Origin of the sequence: Streptomyces sp. NPDC047108 (assembly GCF_040643575.1) — a bacterium.
In the GTDB taxonomy this organism is placed as follows: domain Bacteria; phylum Actinomycetota; class Actinomycetes; order Streptomycetales; family Streptomycetaceae; genus Streptomyces.
In genome coordinates this window covers 258,937-276,256 of record NZ_JBEYUP010000001.1, presented here as the reverse complement: position 1 = coordinate 276,256, position 17,320 = coordinate 258,937, and the positions used below count along the sequence as shown (strand labels likewise).

Sequence of the window (17,320 nt, the reverse complement as noted above, 5' to 3'; positions counted from 1 at the left end):
GAGCCCGCGGGGTACTGGCGGACGACGAGGGCCCGTGAAGGAGTACGTCCGGACGCCGATCGGCCACACGAGCGTGCCCTGCGCCGATGACGGAACGATCGCGCCCTCGCCGGCGTACCGTCCCCCGCGGCCCCGTGCGCCCGTCCCACCCCTTAGCCACCCTCGTACGCGCCCGCCCATGACGTCACGGGGCGAGGCGCCGACCACCCGGACGGCGCCGCCTGCGAAGGTGCCGTTCACGCGCTCTCCTGCTCCTGCCCCGTCTCCTGTTCGCCGAGCCCCGCGCGCGTCTGACGCGTGGCCACCATGACTCCGGCCACGACCGAGAGCGCCGATACGGCACCTGCCAGCAGTACCGCTGCCCGCCCCGCGAACGTGCAGGCCAGCACCAGGGCCGCGGTCACCGGCAGGATGGCCTGACCGACGCCGCGCTTGCTGTACCGCGCGTGCAGCAGCCAGACCGTGAACAGATAAAGGGCTGTCGGAATCGTGACGGTCAGCGCCGCCGCCTCCGTGGAGATGTGCGCTGTGCCGACGGCCTCCTGGACCGCCACCTCCATGCCGGCGCCGATGGCGGCCGCCGAGCCGAACACCAGGTAATGGCCGTACCCCCAGAGGAACGCCACCCGGTTCGAGGTGAGCCGCTCATGGGCCGGGACCACGAAGTAGATCCACCACGCGGAGAAGATGATCAGCAAGCCGCCGCCCGCGATCGGCAGGAGACGGCCGAGTTCGTCGCTCTCGTCGACGCCCACCCGGATGCCCGTCGTCGCCGCCAGGACGGTCTCGCCGAGGACGATGATGGTGAACAGTCCGTACCGCTCCGCGATGTGGTGCGGGTGCCAGGTCGACTGCCACTTCTGTTCGGCCCACATCGGGACGGACAGCTCGAGCAGAGCCATCACCAGGAACAGCCACGGTCTGGCGTGGTCCGGCAGGAACAGCAGCCCGAGCCACCCGATCTGGCAGGCGCTCACCCCGGCGGCGTATCTCAGGGCCATCTGGCGCTCAGGGCCACCGGCCGACCGGGCGGACCGCAGCCACTGGCTGACCAGCGCGATCCGCATCACCACATAGCCGAACCAGACGAGGACGAAGTCGTTGTCGTCGAGCGCGCGGGACACACCCGCCGCCAGAATCAGCACACCCGTCATCTGGACGAGCGTGGTGACGCGATAGAGCACGTCATCGGTGTCGTAGGCGGAGGCGAACCACGAGAAGTTCATCCACGCCCACCAGATGGCGAAGAAGACCATCGCGTACCCGACGACGCCGTGCGCGTAGTGCCCTTCGGCGAGGGCGTGAGCCAGGGACACACCCGCCTGCGCGATGGCCACGACGAAGACCAGGTCGAAGAAGAGCTCCAGCGGCGTCGCCGCACGGTGCGCCTCGTCGCGGCTGCGGGCGGTCATCCGGCGCAGGGGCGCCGCGGCGCCGCCGTGGCCCGGCCCGGAGGGCCCGGCACCCTCGGAAGACCCGGAAGACCCGGAAGACCCGGAAGACCCGGAAGACCCGGAAGACCCGGAAGACCCGGAAGACCCGGAGGGCCCTGAACCCGCGGAAGACCTCGACGACCCGGACGCTCCGGAAGGTTCGGACGGCCCCGGCCGTGCGTGCTCGTTCATCTGGGGGCCCCTCCGCATCTCGTCCCCGCGACCCATGACGGTCCGTGACCTGTCCGCATCCTCATCTCACCTCTCACCCGCGCGCCTCGCATATCGGGCTTACCGCCCCATAAGCCGTTACGGTGACCGTGTGTCCGAGCCCTCAGCCGCACGTCCGGCAGCAGCGGCGCCGTCCCCCACCGCGCTGCGGGCGACCTCCGTGGCCACCGCCGTCTCCCTGCTGCTCGTCCTGGCCATCGTGTTCGGCAGCCGCTACCTCCGGACCTTCGACTCCGCTCTGCTGCCCTACGCCGTCGCGACCGTCTTCCTCGCCTTCGGTGTCGCGTACCGCTGTACGGTCCGCCTCTCGGCACCCGCCCCCCGCAACCTTCGCCGGCAGGGCCGGCATTCCCTGTTCTCCAAGGCCGGACTGCGCGCGGCTCCGAGGGCCCTGGCCCGGACCCTCGCCGTCCAACTCGGATTCAGAACGCCCCCGGGCGCGGGCTCGCGCACCCGCTGGATCGCGCACCAGCTCATCGTCTGGGGCTGTCTGCTCGCCGCTCTCATCACCTTCCCGATGACCTGGGGATGGGTGTCCTTCACCGCGGCCAGCCCCGCCGGCCCGGGGTACGAGCTGCGGATCTGGGGATTCGAGGTGATCGGCTTCGACGCGCTCAACGTCCTGGGATGGGCGCTGTTCCACGTCCTGGACCTGGCCGCCGTCCTCGTCATCGCGGGCGCCGGGTACTTCCTCTGGCTCCGGATGCGCAACCGGGGCGGCGTCACCGGCCAGAACTTCGCGTACGACATGTTGCCGCTGCTCGCCCTGATCGTGATCGCCGTGACGGGGCTGCTCCTCACCTTCTCCTCGCTCTTCCTGGGCGGCCGCGGCTATGCGTTCCTGGCGGTCCTCCACATGGTCTCCGTGGTCTTCACCCTCATCTGCCTGCCGTTCGGGAAGTTCTTCCACATCGTGCAGCGCCCCGCCTCGGCCGGTGCCCGGCTCATGGGGGACCGCGCCCGGCGGTCCGGGGAGGTCCGCACCTGCCAGGGCTGCGAGGAACCCCTCGGCACCGAGCCCGCCGCCTCCAACCTCCGCACCACGATGGGCGATCTGGACCTCCCCTTGGAGGAGTGGACCGCGTACTGCCCGCGCTGCAAACGGCGGTTGCGCGGCGGCGCGTACTTCGCCGGGTCGAAGAAGGGCGCCACATGACGACGCCCGGCACCGGTGAGACGCGCGTGCCCACCCACTGCGGCTACTGCGGCGTGCAGTGCGGCCTGTATCTCCGGGTGGACCGGCGCGGCACGGTCTTCGGCATCGAACCCCGCGACCACGACATCAACCGCAAACGGCTCTGCTCCAAAGGCATTGACGCCCACCAGCAACTGGGCCATCCCGACCGGCTCACCACACCGCTGATCCGGCGCACGCGCAGTGAGCCCTTCCGCCGGGCCACCTGGGAAGAGGCCCTGGACCACACCGCCTCCGAACTGCGGCGCATCCACACGGCCCACGGTCCCGACGCCGTCGGTGTGCTCGGCGGCGGAAGCCTGACGTGTGAAAAGGCCTACCTCCTCGGCAAGTTCGCCCGCGTGGCCCTGAGGACCCGGCACGTCGACGGGAACGGCAGGCTGGGCTCCGCGGCCACGAGCATGGCCGCCGACCTGGCCTTCGGCATCGACCGGGCCGCCAACCCCTTCGCCGACATGCTGGAGTCCGACTGCCTCCTCCTCGCGGGCTCGAACACCGGAGAGTGCTTCCCCGTCGTGATGCAGTACGTCTGGGGCGCCCGGGACCGAGGGGCGACGCTGATCGTCGTCGACCCGCGCGAGACCGCCGTCGCCCGCACCGCGGACATTCACGTCGCCCTCCGTCCCGGCACCGACGCCGCCTTCTTCAACTCCGTGCTGCACGTGGCCGTTCGGGACGGTCTGACCGACCGCGCCTTCCTCGCCGCACACACCACCGGCTGGGAGGAGGTACGGAAGACCGCCGCGGCGTACCCGCCGGAACGTGCCGCCGTGATCTGCGGCATCTCCGTCGCGCAGGTGGAGCAGGTCGGGCGGGTCTTCGGCCGGGCCCGGAACGCCATGGCGTGGCATGCGCGCGGTCTCCAGCACCAGACGCACGGCGTCGGCAACTGCCTGTCCCTCATCAACCTGTGCGTCGCCACCGGCAACATCGGCCGACCCGGCGCCGGGTACGGCACCCTGGCTGGCCAGGCCAATGCTTCGGGCGGCCGGGAGCAGGGCCTGCACGCCGACACACTCCCCGGCGGCCGGTCCGTCACCGACCCGGAGCACCGGGCGCAGATCGCCCGTCTCTGGGGCGTCGACCCGTCCCAACTGCCCAGTGCCGGGGCCTCGATGGCGGACATGGCCCGCCTGATGCGGCGCGGAGAGATCCGCGGCCTGATCGGTGTCGCCACCAACCCTCTCGCCTCCCTCCCTCATCGTGCGTCCGCCAAGGACGCCTTCGACGCCCTCGACTTCCACGTCCAGTGCGACGTCTTCCTCTCCGAGACCGCCGCCGACGCCCATGTCGTCCTGCCCGTCGCCTCCTGGGCCGAGGACGAGGGCGTCATGGCCAACGCCGAGGCCCGCGTGGTCAAGCACAACAAGGCGCAGAACCCCCCGCCCGGGGTGCGGACCGACATCTGGGTGCTGTGCCAGCTCGCCCTGCGGCTCGGCTCGGGCCACGCGTTCGCCTTCGCCGGCGCGCGCGAGGTCTTCGACGAACTGCGGGCCGCCTCCGCCGGCACGCCCTACGACTGCTCCGGCATCACCTACGAACGGCTGGCGGAGACCGGGGGTATCGCCTGGCCCTGCCCCTCCACCGATCACCCCGGAACCCCGCGGCTCTTCGAGGACGGCCGCAGTCACCACCCCGACGGCACCTTCCATCTGCAGCCCGTCGAGTGGCATGAGCCCCCCGAACCGTCCGACGAGCAGTACCCCCTCTCCCTCACCACCGGACGCACCGGCGCGCACTATCTCACCGGCAACCACACACGGCGCTTCCCCGGACTCACCGAGCAATCCCCCCACCCCTGGGCCGAGTTGCACCCGTCGCACGGCTACCGCACCGGCGACCCCGTCCGCGTCGTCACCCGGCGCGGCACGGTCGTCCTGCCCGCCGTCGTCACCGAGGCCATCCGGCCCGACACGGTGTTCGTGCCGAACCACTGGCCGTTCCCCGCGGCCGCGAACGCCCTGACGACCGGCGCGTGGGACCCGCAGTCCCACGTCCCGGCCTACAAGCTGTGCGCCTGCCGCATCGAACGCGGAGAGTCCGCCGACGAGGTGCCCGGCCCGCTCCCGCCCCCCGACGCCGTACGGCCCGCGAACCCGCTCGTGGGTCCCGGGAACTCCACCACGGACGAGAGGGGCTGAGCCGACGATGATGGGCAGGACACTCTTCATCGACCCGGAGCGCTGCACCGGCTGCGGAGCCTGTGTCTCCGCCTGCCGTCAGTGCGACTCCCACCGCGGCACCGCGCTCGTGCACATCGACCAGCCCGACGAGGGCCACAACACCGCCTCCTTTCCCACGTTGTGCATGCATTGCGAGGACCCGGCGGCGCCGTGCGTCCAGGTGTGCCCGGCCGACGCGCTGCGCATCACCCCGGACGGCGTGGTGCAGCAGACCGACGTCACCCGCTGCATCGGATGCTCGGACTGCGTGAACGCCTGCCCCTTCGGGGCCACGGAGATCGACCTCCGCACGAAGGTCCCCATGAAATGCGACCTGTGCCACGACCGCACCGCCCAGGAACTCGACCCTCTGTGCGCCACCGTCTGCCCCACGGGCGCCCTGTTCTACGGAACGCTCGACGACCTGTATGCCGCACGCCCCGGCGTCCAGGTCGCCGACTCGTTCGCCTTCGGCGACGCGACGGTCAGAACGGGCGTGGCGACGGTCGTGCCCGCCGACAAGGTGCAGTGGCCGGTGCCCGCCGGGCTCCCGGTCGTCGAGGTGAACGGAGTGGACGTGCGATGAGCCTGACGGAGGAGACGGACGACCGGCCGGAAGCCCCGCCCGGTCCTTCCGCTGCCGCACCCCCGACCACCCGGCGCGACTATCTGCGCATCCTGGCCGTCGTCTCCGGCGGCCTCACCCTGGGCGGAGTGGGCGTCGCCGGAGGCATGCTGAACCGGGAGGCCGACGCGGACGAATCCCCGGGGCCGCAGCGCATCGCCGCACGCCTCGCCGTCGGGCAGGCCGTCGCCTTCCGGTATCCCGGAGCGGACGACCGCGCCGTCGCCGTACGGCTCGTCGACGGATCCCTCGTGGGCTACTCCGCCGTCTGCACCCACATGGCCTGCGGGGTGCTCTGGCGCGAAAAGCCGCAAGCCGACGGCGAGTTGTACTGCCCGTGCCACGACGGCGTCTTCGACGCCCGCACCGGAGAGGTCGTCGCCGGGCCTCCCCCGCGCGGCCTGCCGAAGATCGCGGTCGTCGAGCAACTGGACGGCAGCATCTGGGCCATCGGCAGCGCACGCTCCGGCGAGACGATCGAGGAAGGGCTGTGCCGCCAGCTGCTCAAGAACTACCCGGACACGGCCCGCGAGATCGGCTGTCCCGAAGCGCCCCCGGTGGGGAGTGAATCGGTGTGACCGACCCGCGCGTTCGGCACAGCGGCCCCGGCATGGGCTCGGACACCCAGCGGCAACCAGGGCGCTCCACCCGGCTGTCGGGCCGGCTCGCCCTGGCCCTCGCCGTGGTCGTCGGACAGCTCTGGGCGCTGTCCGTGGCTGTCGACGCCTGGATGCAGGGCAGCGCGCGCACCGCTTGGTGGTGTACGGGCTTTCTCGGGCTGTCGTTCGCCGTCGTCCTCGTGCTGTGGCTGCTGGATCCCCAGGACCGCTGAGCGGGACCCCACCGCTCGGCCACCTGCCAGGAAGGCCGCCGCCACCATCCCCGTACCCTGGACGCATGAGCACCGTCCCCACGCCCGAACGGCCCGAGTCCGCCGAGGGCGCCGCCGCTCTGGCGGCCAGGCTGGACTTCGACGATCCGCTGGCCCGGCCCTCCACGGACGACACCGACCAGGGCTGGGGCGATCGCCCCTCGGGCGGCGACAGCGCCGCCGACCTGGCCCGCTTCCTCGACGAGAAGCCCCCGCACCACGGCTGACCGTCAGGCGGGCGGCGGGACACCCGTCCTCTCGGTACTCCTCGCCGCTCTCCCGCGGCTGGGATCAGGGCTGCTGCTTCTGCGTGGGCAGACGGCCCGGAGCCGTGCCGTCCCGCTGCGCCGCCAGAAGGTCCCGGATCTCGGTCAGCAGCTCGATCTCGGTCACTTGGGCCGCTGAGGCGTCGATGGGGGCCTTGGCCGCCTGCCGCTCCTTGTACCGGTTCATCGGCAGGATCATGAGGAAGTAGACGACCGCCGCCGTCATGAGGAACGTGATCGTGGCGCTGAGCACGGAGCCCCAGAGGAAATAGAGCCCGTCGGTGACCTCGCCCGAGGCGTTCTTCACGCACGTGTCGCTCAGACACAGCGAGTAGTGGTCGAGGTTCGTGGACCCGATGGCGCCCAGGACCGGATTGATGAAGCCCTTCACGACGCTGTTCACGATGTTCGTGAAGGCCGCTCCGATGACCACCGCGACCGCGAGCTCCACCACGTTCCCGCGCATCAGGAACTGCTTGAAGCCCTCCAGGATGCCCTTGTTCTCCTCGCTCACCTCGGAGCCTCTCTCTGCGCACACGATCGATGGAACGGACGGCTCCGCAATCTACGACAGGCAGGGCGAGTGCTGTCCAATCCCGTCCGTCGGAAGTGGCCACGGCAGCCGCCGTCGCCGCCACGGCCGCCAGCAGGAACGCCAGGCCGCGACGGCGCCTCCGCACCGCTCTGAGCAGGCGATGTCGACGGCCGCCCGATCGCACGGGCGCGAACAGAGGGACGGAACGAGGCGCGGGCGTGGGAAGTGCGTGACCGATGTGGCTGACGATGCGTGACATGGGCAGGACACCACCTGTCGTGGAGAGCGGGGTCGCCGAAGCGCCGGAGAGAGCCGTGTCGCTCTCGTTCCGCACTCACCCTGCTCGTTCTCGCCCGACCCCGCTGAGCCCTGTGGACGGCCCCGCGACTGTGGAAAACTTCGTCACCCTCACGAGCACGACCGGCTTCCACCGCCGACATGCGCGCCGACCGGCCTCGGCCTCCGACACGAGAGGGCGCCGCCGTGAGACCGCTACACCGAGAGACCGCTACGGAAGCTCGAGCCCGGTGTCCATGCCGTCCAGCGCCGTCGCACACAGACAGGCGCGCTCCTCCGCCGCCGGCAGCCCCTTCACCGCGTCGAAGAGGACGGACCGCAGCCGTGCCACGTTCTCCCCGAACACCCGCATCACCTCGGCCATCGAGACGCCCTCACCCGTCTCCGCACCCGCGTCGAGGTCCGTGACCAGCGTCATCGTCGAGTAGCACAGCCCGAGTTCACGCGCGAGGATCGCCTCCGGGTGTCCCGTCATGCCGACGACCGACCAGCCCTGGGCGGCGTGCCACTGCGACTCCGCGCGGGTCGAGAAGCGCGGCCCCTCGATGACCACGAGCGTCCCGCCGTCCACCGCCTCCCAGCCGTGTCCGCGTGCCGCGGTCAGCGCGGCCTCCCGCCCCACCGGGCAGTACGGGTCGGCGAAGGCGACATGCACCACGTTCGGCACACGGCCGTCGGGCAGCGCCTCGCCGTCGTAGAAGGTCTGGGTGCGCCCCTTGGTGCGGTCCACGAGCTGGTCCGGTACGAGCAGCGTGCCCGGCCCGTACTCGGTCCGCAGGCCGCCCACCGCGCACGGCCCCAGCACCTGGCGCACGCCGAGCGAGCGCAGCGCCCACAGGTTGGCGCGGTAGTTGATGCGGTGCGGCGGGAGGTGGTGCTTGCGGCCGTGGCGGGGGAGGAAGGCGACCCGGCGGCCCGAGACCTCGCCGAGGAAGAGTGAGTCGCTCGGCGGCCCGTAGGGGGTGTCGACCGTGACCTCGGTCACGTCGTCGAGGAAGGAGTAGAACCCCGACCCGCCGATGACTCCGATGTCCGCCTGGGAGGTGCTCGTCTCGACCATGGGCCCCACCCTATGGGCCCCTCTCACACGCCGGACCCCCCTCCCCTGAACATGAGGGGAGGGGGGTCCGGTACGAGTCGGTGACGGCGCCGGTCGCCGTGACGTCTCAGGCCGCGCTGCCCGACTTCGCCGAGGACGACGAGGACGACGAGGACGACGAGGACGACGAGGACGACGAGGACCCCGAGGACGAAGAAGACCCCGAGGACGAGGAACCGGACGACGACGAACCGGACGACGAGGTCGACGAGGAGGACGAGCTGCTGTCGCTCTTCGACTCCGAGGACGACCCGGACGAGGTCTTCGATCCGTTACCGGCCGAGCCGGTGGACGAACCGCGGCTGTCCGTCCGGTAGAAACCGGAGCCCTTGAACACGACACCGACCGCGGAGAACACCTTGCGCAGGCGCCCCTTGCAGTTGGGGCACTCGGTGAGGGAGTCGTCGGTGAACTTCTGCACCGCCTCGAGGCCCTCGCCGCACTCGGTGCACTGGTACTGATAGGTCGGCACTTGCTCCTCCTGGCACTCTCACTCGATGAGTGCTAACGACGCTATATAGTGCAGCATTCCGCCGGTTCAGTCCACCGCAACGGGCACACGGTGATCGACCCCACGTGCCGCTGCGGCAGCGGCCCGGCCCGCTCCACGAGCCTCCGGCGCAGCCGCTTCCGACGCGCCCGCCTTCTGCGCACCAGCTTCGGCCGTCACCGATGACGCAGAGGGCGCCGATGACGCAGAGGGCGCCGCTCCGGCCGCCACCCGGCCCGTCCCGCGGGGCGCGATCCGCCCCCGCAGCCCGACCACGGTCACCAGCGCCAGTGCCGTTCCGGTCAGCGGCACGGTGAACGCGGCGCTCGCGCCGAAACCGTCGGCCAGCTGCCCGGCGGCCGTGACCGCCGCGGCCTGCCCCAGGGCGACGGACCCGGTCAGCCAGGTGAACGCCTCCGTACGGGACGCCGCCGGCACCAGCGCGTCCACCAGCGTGTAGCCGGTGATCAGCGCCGGAGCGATGCAGAGCCCGGCCAGCAGCCCCAGACCACCCAGGAGCAGCGGCGAGTGCGCCGCCCAGAGGACCGAGCACGCCAGCGCCAGCGCCGCGTACGACAGCACGAGCCGCCGCTGCGGCGAGGTGCGCCAGGCGATGGCACCGCAGGCGATGCCCGCGAGCATGTTGCCCGCGGCGAAGACGCCGTAGAGCACTCCGTTCAGACCCGGGTGGCCGGTCTCCTGGGCGAAGGCGGTCAGCGCGACCTGCATGCCGCCGAAGACCGACCCGATGCCGAGGAAGGCCACGGCCAGCACGCGCACGCCCGGTACGGCGAGGGCGGAGGTGGGCGGCTCGCTGCCGGCGGCTCCGGCCGTCCGCCGGTTCACGGGCGGTGCCGTACGCCGCTGGGCCGCGAAGAGCAGGCCGCCCACGAGTGTGAGCGCGGCCTCCGCGATGAGGCCCGAGGCCGGGTGCACGCCGGTGCACAGCGCGGTCGCGAGCACGGGGCCGATCACGAACGTCAATTCGTCCGTGACGGATTCGAAGGCCGCCGCGGTCGTCAGCAGCGGGTTCCGTCCCCAACTGGTGCCGGGGGCGCTGCCGGAGTCGTCCGGGGTGCCGCCGCCGAGCGTGGACGCCCAGCGGGCCCGCACCATGGGGCCGATCTGCGGAATGGAGGCACCGGTCGGTACGGCGGCGGCGAACAGCGCCCACAGGGGAGCGTGCGCCAGCGCGAGCGCCGTCAGCAGCGCCCCCGACGCCGCGTGGATCAGGACGCCGGGTACGAGAACGGCGCTCTGTCCGTACCGGTCGGCGAGTTTGCCTCCCTGCGGGGCGAACAGGGCCATGGAGACCCCGGAGACGGCTGCGACCGCACCGGCGATGCCGTACGAGCCGGTGGTGTGGCGGAGCAGCAGCACGATGCTGATGGTGAGCATCGCGAAGGGCTGCCGTGCGGCGAAGCCGGGAAGCAGGAACGTCCATGCGCCGGGTGTGCGCAGCAACTGCCCGTAGCCGGGACGCTTGACGGAAGGTGTGGTGGTGCTCGAGACCGCGGATCCCACGGCCGTGCCTTTCTGCCACCTGGTGACGCACGTGTGCCGTAGCCACGGAGTGCGCCGAGAGCTGTCCTCTCGCGGGACCGGGGTAGATACCGGGTCCGCGCCGAGAAGGAGGCAAGAAGGACCGCGGCCGCCGAACGGTCGCGCCAGCTCTGCATCAGGCAGAGTGGATCGTCATGTGCCTCTTCATAGTACAGGTGTACGCGGCCGCTTCCCTGTGATGTGCGTGACCGCGCATCTCGTCCTCCTGGGATCGGCCGGCACGGGATCGATAGGGGCCGGGGCCTCGCAGCCCCGGCCCGTACGCACCCGGGCGCCGACTCCCCGGCTACCGCCGACCGTTGTCGCCCGTGCCCAGCCAGCCCGCCAGCTTGCCGCCCATCGACACTGCCCGCAGCCGCTTCTCCGCCGCGTCCCGCACCCGGTCCGTGGCCACGACGAGCAGTTCGTCGCCCCGCCGCAGCACGGTCGCAGGCGCCGGGACGAAGCTTTCGCCCTCCCGTACGACGAGGGTGACCGCGGAGCCCGCCGGCAGCCGCAGTTCGCCGACCTCCACGCCGTGCATCCGGGACTTCCTCGGGACGGAGAACGACAGCAGGTGTCCGCCGAGGCGTTCCAGCGGGGCGGACTCGATGCCCAGGTCCGCCGTCGTCTCCGCCTCGCCGAGCCGCAGATGGGCGGCGACCCAGGGCAGGGTCGGCCCCTGCACCAGCGTGTAGACGATCACCAGCACGAAGACGATGTTGAAGATGTCCTTGCTGGCGTCGACGTCGTAGACCATCGGGATCGTGGCGAGCACGATCGGCACCGCGCCGCGCAGGCCCGCCCACGACAGCAGGGAGCGCTCCGCCCAGGTGGTGCGGAAGGGGAGCGTGCTCACCAGGACCGAGACCGGCCGCGCCACCAGTGTGAGGACCAGCCCGACGAGCAGAGCGGGCACGATGTCGTCGCCCAGCTCGTGCGGGGTGACGAGCAGTCCGAGCAGCACGAACATGCCGATCTGGGCGATCCAGCCGATGCCCTCTGCGAAGCCGCGGGTGGCGGGCCAGTGCGGCAGCTTGGCGTTCCCCAGGATGAGGGCCGCGATGTAGACGGCGAGGAACCCGCTGCCGTGGGCGAGGGCCCCGGCGGCGTACGCGGTGATGGCGATCGCCATCACGGCGATCGGGTAGAGGCCGGAGGCGGGAAGGGCGACGTGCCGGAGCCCGTACGCCCCGAGCCAGCCGACCGCCAGGCCGATCGCCGCTCCGATCGCCAGCTCCAGCGTGATCTTGCCCAGCAGCAGATACCACGGGTCGATCGGCCCGACGCTGGAGAAGGCCACCACCAGGATCACCACGGGGGCGTCGTTGAAGCCGGATTCGGCCTCGAGCGCACCCGTCAGCTTCGGCGGCAGCGGCACCTTTCGGAGTACCGAGAAGACCGCCGCCGCGTCCGTCGAGGACACCACCGCGCCGATGATCAGGGCCTGGCGCCACTCGAGCCCGACGAGATAGTGCCCGGCGGCCGCGGTGATCCCCACGCTCACCGCGACTCCGACCGTCGACAGCACCGCCGCGAGCGGCAGAGCGGGCTTCACCTCGCGCCACTTGGTCGACAGACCGCCCTCGGCCAGGATCACGACCAGCGCGGAGTAGCCGAGCAGTTGGGTCAGCTGGGCGTCGTCGAACTCGATGCCGATGCCGTCGACGCCGACCGCGACGCCGATGCCCAGATAGATGAGCAGGCTGGGAAGCCCGCTGCGCGAGGAGATCCTGACCGCCGCCACCGCGAAGAGCAGAAGGATCGAGCAGACCAGCAGGAGTTCATTGAGGTGGTGGACAGTCAGGGGCCAGACCCTTTCTCGCGTTTTCGACCGAAACGTTCCCGCTCGCCGACCGGAAGTTCATTGCCTTACCTAACATTTTACCGGTTCTTGACGCGGGCTGGTGCGGGGCTCCGACTCCCCGTACGGACGGCTCAGGTGCTCCGCCTATGGTTGCTCCAGCACTCCCAGGTTCACCTGCCCCGCGAAGGACAGCGATGCCCGCCAACAAGACAGGCCCTTCCGGCAAGAAGAAGGGTCGTCGTGCCCGCCTCCTCGTGATCGCAGTCGTGCTACTGCTGCTGACGGGCTTCGGTTACGGCACCTACTGGAGCGTCAGCACCGTGCGTGCCTCGTTCCCGGAGACCACGGGTTCGATCAAGCTCAAGGGCCTCTCCGGACCCGTCGAGGTGAAGCGCGACGGCAACGGCATCCCGCAGATCTACGCGGACACCGACGAGGACCTGTTCCGCGCACAGGGGTTCGTCCAGGCGCAGGACCGCTTCTGGGAGATGGACGTCCGCCGGCACATGACGGCGGGCCGGCTGTCCGAGATGTTCGGGAAGGGGCAGGTCGAGACCGACGCCTTCCTGCGCACGCTGGGCTGGCGCAAGGTGGCCCAGGAGGAGTACGACACCAAGCTGTCGCCGCGCACGAAGAAGTACCTCCAGGCGTACTCCGAGGGCGTCAACGCCTATCTGGCGGACCATGAGGGCTCGGCCCTCTCCGTCGAGTACTCCGCGCTCAACATGAGCCACGACTACACCCCCGAGAAGTGGACCCCGGTCGACTCGGTCGCCTGGCTCAAGGCCATGGCGTGGGACCTGCGCGGCAACATGCAGGAGGAGATCGACCGTTCGCTGATGTCCAGCCGCCTCACCCCGCGGCAGATCGAGGACCTCTACCCGGGCTACCCGTACGACCGGAACCGGCCGATCGTCGGCAGCGGCAGCGTCGACGGCGCCACGAAGAAGTTCGACCCCAAGGCCGCCGCCACCGGCACGGCCGCGGGCGCGGGCACGGGCGGGGCGAGCGGACTCGGCGGCGCGTCCCAGGGCATGGCGACCCAGCTGTCGTCCCTGTCCAAGACCCTGGAGGACATCCCCGCCCTGCTCGGCCCGAGCGGCAGCGGCATCGGCTCCAACTCCTGGGTGGTCTCAGGGAAGCACACCGCCACCGGAAAACCGCTGCTCGCCAACGACCCCCACCTGGCACCGCAGGTGCCCTCGCTCTGGTATCAGATGGGCCTGCACTGCCGGACCGTCAGCGAGTCCTGCACCTTCGACGTCGCCGGCTACACCTTCTCGGGCATGCCCGGCGTCGTCATCGGCCACAACAAGGACGTCGCCTGGGGCTTCACCAACCTCGGTGCCGATGTCTCGGACCTGTATCTGGAGAAGGTCACCAGCAGCAGTTATCTCTCCGACGGCAAGCAGCTTCCGTTCAAGACCCGCAAGGAGACCATCAAGGTCGCCGGCGGTGCCTCGCGCGAGATCACGGTCCGCACCACCGGGAACGGCCCGATCGTCTCCGACCGGAACAGCGAACTCGGCACGGTGGGCAGACAGGCACCCGTGCGCGACGCCGCACCCGACCGCGGAAACGGCTACGCGGTGTCGCTGCGCTGGACGGCACTGTCGCCCGGCACGTCGATGGACGCGCTCTTCGGGCTGAACGCCGCCAAGGACTGGACGAGTTTCCGCAAGGCCGCCGCCGGCTTCGACGTCCCCTCGCAGAACATCATCTACGCCGACGCCGCGGGCAACATCGGCTACCAGGCACCTGGCCGTATCCCGGTGCGCGGCAAGGGCGACGGGCGCCACCCCGCGGACGGCCGCTATCCCGCCCCCGGCTGGGACTCCCGCTACAAGTGGACGGGGTATGTCCCGCAGTCCGCGCTCCCCTGGGAGTACAACCCCTCGCGCGGCTACATCGTGACCGCCAACCAGGCTGTCATAGATCAGCGCACCTACCCGTACCACCTCACCGACGACTGGGGTTACGGGGCGCGCAGCCAGCGGATCAACGACCGCATCCAGTCGAAGATCAAGGACGGCGGCAAGATCTCGACGGACGACATGCAGAAGATACAGCTCGACAACGGCAGCGAGATCGCCGAGCTGCTGACGCCGTACCTCCTCAAGATCGACGTCAAGGACCCGTTCGTCCGGGAGGCGCAGAAGCTCCTGGAGGGCTGGGCCTACACCCAGGACGCGGACTCCGCCCCCGCCGCCTACTTCAACGCCGTCTGGCGCAACACCCTCAAGCTGGCCTTCGGCAACAAGCTGCCGAAGGAGGTGCGCGTCAAGGGCCAGTGCCTGCGGGTGCGCCCCACCGACGACGCCGGCCCGCTGGAGGATCTGGACGGCAACGCCCGGACCGTGCGCGAGTGCGGCGAGCGTGCCCCGGACGAGGCGCAGCCCGACGGCGGCGACCGCTGGTACGAGGTCGTCCGCGGCATACTCAAGGACGAGAACAACGACTGGTGGAAGACCTCCGGCACGGTCCGCAACCCCGGTGACCGCAGCCGTGACGAGCTGCTCGCCCACGCCATGCGCGACGCCCGCGCCGAACTCACCGCCAAGCTCGGCAAGGACATCGACACCTGGAGCTGGGGCCGCCTGCACCAGCTCACGCTGAAGAACCAGACCCTGGGCACAGCCGGGCCCGGCATCGTCCAGCACGTCCTGAACCGGGGGCCCTGGAACCTGGGCGGCGGTGAGGCGGCGGTCAACGCCACCGGCTGGAACGCGGCCGGCGGGTACGACGTCATCTGGGTGCCGTCGATGCGGATGATCGTGAACCTGGGGGACATGGACAAGTCCCGCTGGATCAACCTCACCGGAGCATCGGGCCACGCCTACCACCCGCACTACACCGACCAGACGGAGAAGTGGGCCAAGGGTGAGCTGCTGCCCTGGGCGTTCAGCGAGGAGAAGGTCACGAAGACGACCTCGGACCGACTGGCGCTGACGCCGTAGCGCCTGCGGACAGCACCGCGGCCCCGCCCTCCCCGACGCCGGGGGAGCGGGGCCGCGGTCCGTTCGGTCCAGGACCGTACGGTGTCCCGCAGGGTGCGGGGTCAGGTGAAGCGGCGGACCCCCGAGGGAGTCACCGCGGCGTGCACCGGTCGGTCGTGCGCCTCGGCCGGGACCTCGCCCGCGCCGAGCAGCTCGCCGTCGTGGAGCAGCACCACCAGAGCCGGGTCGGCACCCGCGCGCTCCAGCCGGGCCAGGACGCGGTCGTAGCTGCCGCCGCCGCGGCCGAGGCGCAGGCCCCGTTCGTCCACGGCGAGGCCGGGCAGCAGCACCGCGTCCGCGGTCGTGATCGCTTCGGGACCGAGCCGCCCGCCCTCGGGCTCCAGCAGCCCGCGCCGCGCGGGGGCGAGCCGTTCCCCGCCCTCGTAGACGCCCCAGTCGAGGTCGTTGTCCTCCAGCAGGACGGGGAGCAGGACGCGGGTGCCCCGGGCGCGCAGCGCGTCGAGGAGGGCGCGCGTCCCGGGTTCGCGCCCCACCGACACATACGCGGCGACCGTACGCGCCTCCGCGAGCTCCGCCAGCTCCAGTGCGCGCCGGGCGAGAACCGCGCCCGTCTCCCGGACGTCATCCACTGTCAACCGGGCTCTCACCGCCAGGAGATCCCGCCGCAACTCGGCCTTCCTAGAGTGACTTCGACTCACGGTGGGCACAAACCTCTCTTTATGAGAACGTATGAACCAGGGGCCCATCTTCTCCTCATACTCACCGGTTATGGTGTGCCGCATGACTGAATCGCGCTCCCGGATCAGCAAGGCTGTCATCCCCGCGGCAGGACTCGGAACCCGCTTCCTTCCGGCCACCAAGGCCACGCCGAAGGAAATGCTGCCGGTGGTCGACAAGCCCGCGATCCAGTACGTGGTGGAGGAGGCCGTCACGGCCGGCCTCCCCGACGTCCTCATGGTGACCGGGCGCAACAAGCGCCCGCTCGAGGACCACTTCGACCGCAACTACGAGCTGGAATCGGCCCTGTTGAAGAAGGGCGACGAGTCCCGTCTCGCCCGCGTCCAGGAGTCCAGCGACCTGGCGACCATGCACTACGTCCGCCAGGGCGACCCCAAGGGCCTCGGCCACGCCGTCCTGTGCGCCGCTCCGCACGTCGGCGAGCAGCCCTTCGCCGTCCTCCTCGGCGACGACCTCATCGACCCCCGCGACCCGCTGCTCTCCCGCATGATCGAGGTGCAGGAGCAGCACGGCGGCAGCGTCGTCGCGCTCATGGAGGTCGACCCCTCCCAGGTGCACCTCTACGGGTGCGCCGCGGTCCGCGCGACCGGCGCGGACGACGTCGTGCAGATCACCGACCTGGTCGAGAAGCCCGACCCCGCCGAGGCGCCCAGCAACTACGCGATCATCGGGCGTTACGTCCTGGACCCGGCCGTCTTCGAGGTGCTCCGCAAGACCGAGCCCGGCCGCGGTGGCGAGATCCAGCTCACCGACGCTCTCCGTACGCTCGCCGAGACCCCGACCCTCGGCGGGCCCGTCCACGGCGTCGTCTTCAAGGGCCGTCGCTATGACACCGGTGACCGCGGCGACTACCTGCGTGCCATTGTCCGACTGGCGTGCGAACGTGAAGACCTGGGACCGGACTTCCGGGCCTGGCTTCGCAGTTACGTCACGGAGGAGATGGACCACGTTGAGCGACACCGCTGACCGGGCCGCCGCGTCGGACGGACGGGGGGCCGGCATTCCTCGCACGGACCCGGACCCGGGCCACGGCGCGGCGCGCGGAGCGCCCGAGGGCGACCGCGTCTGGACG

13 protein-coding genes and 2 pseudogenes are annotated in these 17,320 nt (G+C 71.0%); 8 read left to right on the top strand and 7 right to left on the bottom strand.

What is annotated here, in order from left to right:
- Window positions 1-236: 236 nt before the first annotated feature.
- Window positions 237-1,412, bottom strand: coding sequence for a low temperature requirement protein A (locus ABZ822_RS01220; RefSeq protein WP_360845481.1), 1,176 nt, complete (start codon window positions 1,410-1,412; stop codon window positions 237-239).
- A gap of 397 nt (window positions 1,413-1,809) precedes the next feature.
- Here ABZ822_RS01220 and ABZ822_RS01215 point away from each other — a divergent pair, with 397 nt between their 5' ends.
- The 6 genes and pseudogenes from ABZ822_RS01215 (at window position 1,810) to ABZ822_RS01190 (ending at window position 6,744) form a co-directional block, all read left to right on the top strand.
- Entirely contained in the window at window positions 1,810-2,820 is a 1,011-nt protein-coding gene (locus ABZ822_RS01215) for an MFS transporter (RefSeq protein ID WP_360846908.1), read from the top strand.
- Window positions 2,817-5,000 (top strand): molybdopterin oxidoreductase family protein, encoded by a 2,184-nt coding sequence (locus ABZ822_RS01210; protein WP_360845479.1) that lies wholly within the window; start codon window positions 2,817-2,819, stop codon window positions 4,998-5,000. Before ABZ822_RS01215 ends, ABZ822_RS01210 begins: the two co-directional genes overlap by 4 nt.
- A gap of 7 nt (window positions 5,001-5,007) precedes the next feature.
- Window positions 5,008-5,607, top strand: coding sequence for a 4Fe-4S dicluster domain-containing protein (locus ABZ822_RS01205; RefSeq protein ID WP_360845477.1), 600 nt, complete (start codon window positions 5,008-5,010; stop codon window positions 5,605-5,607).
- The gene (locus ABZ822_RS01200) at window positions 5,604-6,224 is read left to right on the top strand and encodes a Rieske (2Fe-2S) protein (RefSeq protein ID WP_360845475.1); all 621 of its coding nucleotides are present in this window, start codon (window positions 5,604-5,606) and stop codon (window positions 6,222-6,224) included. Before ABZ822_RS01205 ends, ABZ822_RS01200 begins: the two co-directional genes overlap by 4 nt.
- A 2-nt stretch (window positions 6,225-6,226) precedes the next feature.
- A pseudogene (locus tag ABZ822_RS01195) lies at window positions 6,227-6,478 on the top strand (hypothetical protein); the annotation flags it as partial.
- 65 nt (window positions 6,479-6,543) lie between these two features.
- Entirely contained in the window at window positions 6,544-6,744 is a 201-nt protein-coding gene (locus ABZ822_RS01190; protein ID WP_360845473.1) for a hypothetical protein, read from the top strand.
- Between the two features lie 64 nt (window positions 6,745-6,808).
- Here ABZ822_RS01190 and mscL read toward each other — a convergent pair whose 3' ends face one another.
- From mscL to ABZ822_RS01165, 5 genes and pseudogenes are all read right to left on the bottom strand, one after another.
- Window positions 6,809-7,297 carry a large conductance mechanosensitive channel protein MscL gene (gene mscL, locus ABZ822_RS01185; RefSeq protein ID WP_360845471.1) on the bottom strand — a complete coding sequence of 163 codons (489 nt, stop codon included), beginning with the start codon at window positions 7,295-7,297 and terminating at the stop codon, window positions 6,809-6,811.
- Between the two features lie 529 nt (window positions 7,298-7,826).
- On the bottom strand, window positions 7,827-8,675 hold the full coding sequence (locus ABZ822_RS01180; RefSeq protein ID WP_360845469.1) for an S-methyl-5'-thioadenosine phosphorylase: 849 nt from the start codon (window positions 8,673-8,675) through the stop codon (window positions 7,827-7,829).
- A 106-nt stretch (window positions 8,676-8,781) separates the two neighbouring features.
- Complete coding sequence (locus ABZ822_RS01175; protein ID WP_360845467.1) at window positions 8,782-9,186, bottom strand: FmdB family zinc ribbon protein; 405 nt, start codon at window positions 9,184-9,186, stop codon at window positions 8,782-8,784.
- A gap of 249 nt (window positions 9,187-9,435) precedes the next feature.
- Window positions 9,436-10,728, bottom strand: a pseudogene (locus ABZ822_RS01170) (MFS transporter); the annotation flags it as partial.
- Window positions 10,729-11,053: 325 nt separating this feature from the next.
- On the bottom strand, window positions 11,054-12,553 hold the full coding sequence (locus tag ABZ822_RS01165; RefSeq protein WP_360846906.1) for a potassium/proton antiporter: 1,500 nt from the start codon (window positions 12,551-12,553) through the stop codon (window positions 11,054-11,056).
- 194 nt (window positions 12,554-12,747) lie between these two features.
- Here ABZ822_RS01165 and ABZ822_RS01160 point away from each other — a divergent pair, with 194 nt between their 5' ends.
- Window positions 12,748-15,510 carry a penicillin acylase family protein gene (locus ABZ822_RS01160; protein ID WP_360845466.1) on the top strand — a complete coding sequence of 921 codons (2,763 nt, stop codon included), beginning with the start codon at window positions 12,748-12,750 and terminating at the stop codon, window positions 15,508-15,510.
- A gap of 101 nt (window positions 15,511-15,611) precedes the next feature.
- On the opposite strand, the gene ABZ822_RS01155 is transcribed toward ABZ822_RS01160, so the two are convergent.
- Entirely contained in the window at window positions 15,612-16,208 is a 597-nt protein-coding gene (locus ABZ822_RS01155) for a 5-formyltetrahydrofolate cyclo-ligase (protein ID WP_360845464.1), read from the bottom strand.
- Between the two features lie 82 nt (window positions 16,209-16,290).
- Between ABZ822_RS01155 and galU the strand changes: the two genes are divergently transcribed.
- Complete coding sequence (gene galU, locus ABZ822_RS01150; protein WP_360845462.1) at window positions 16,291-17,214, top strand: UTP--glucose-1-phosphate uridylyltransferase GalU; 924 nt, start codon at window positions 16,291-16,293, stop codon at window positions 17,212-17,214.
- Window positions 17,215-17,320 lie beyond the last annotated feature (106 nt).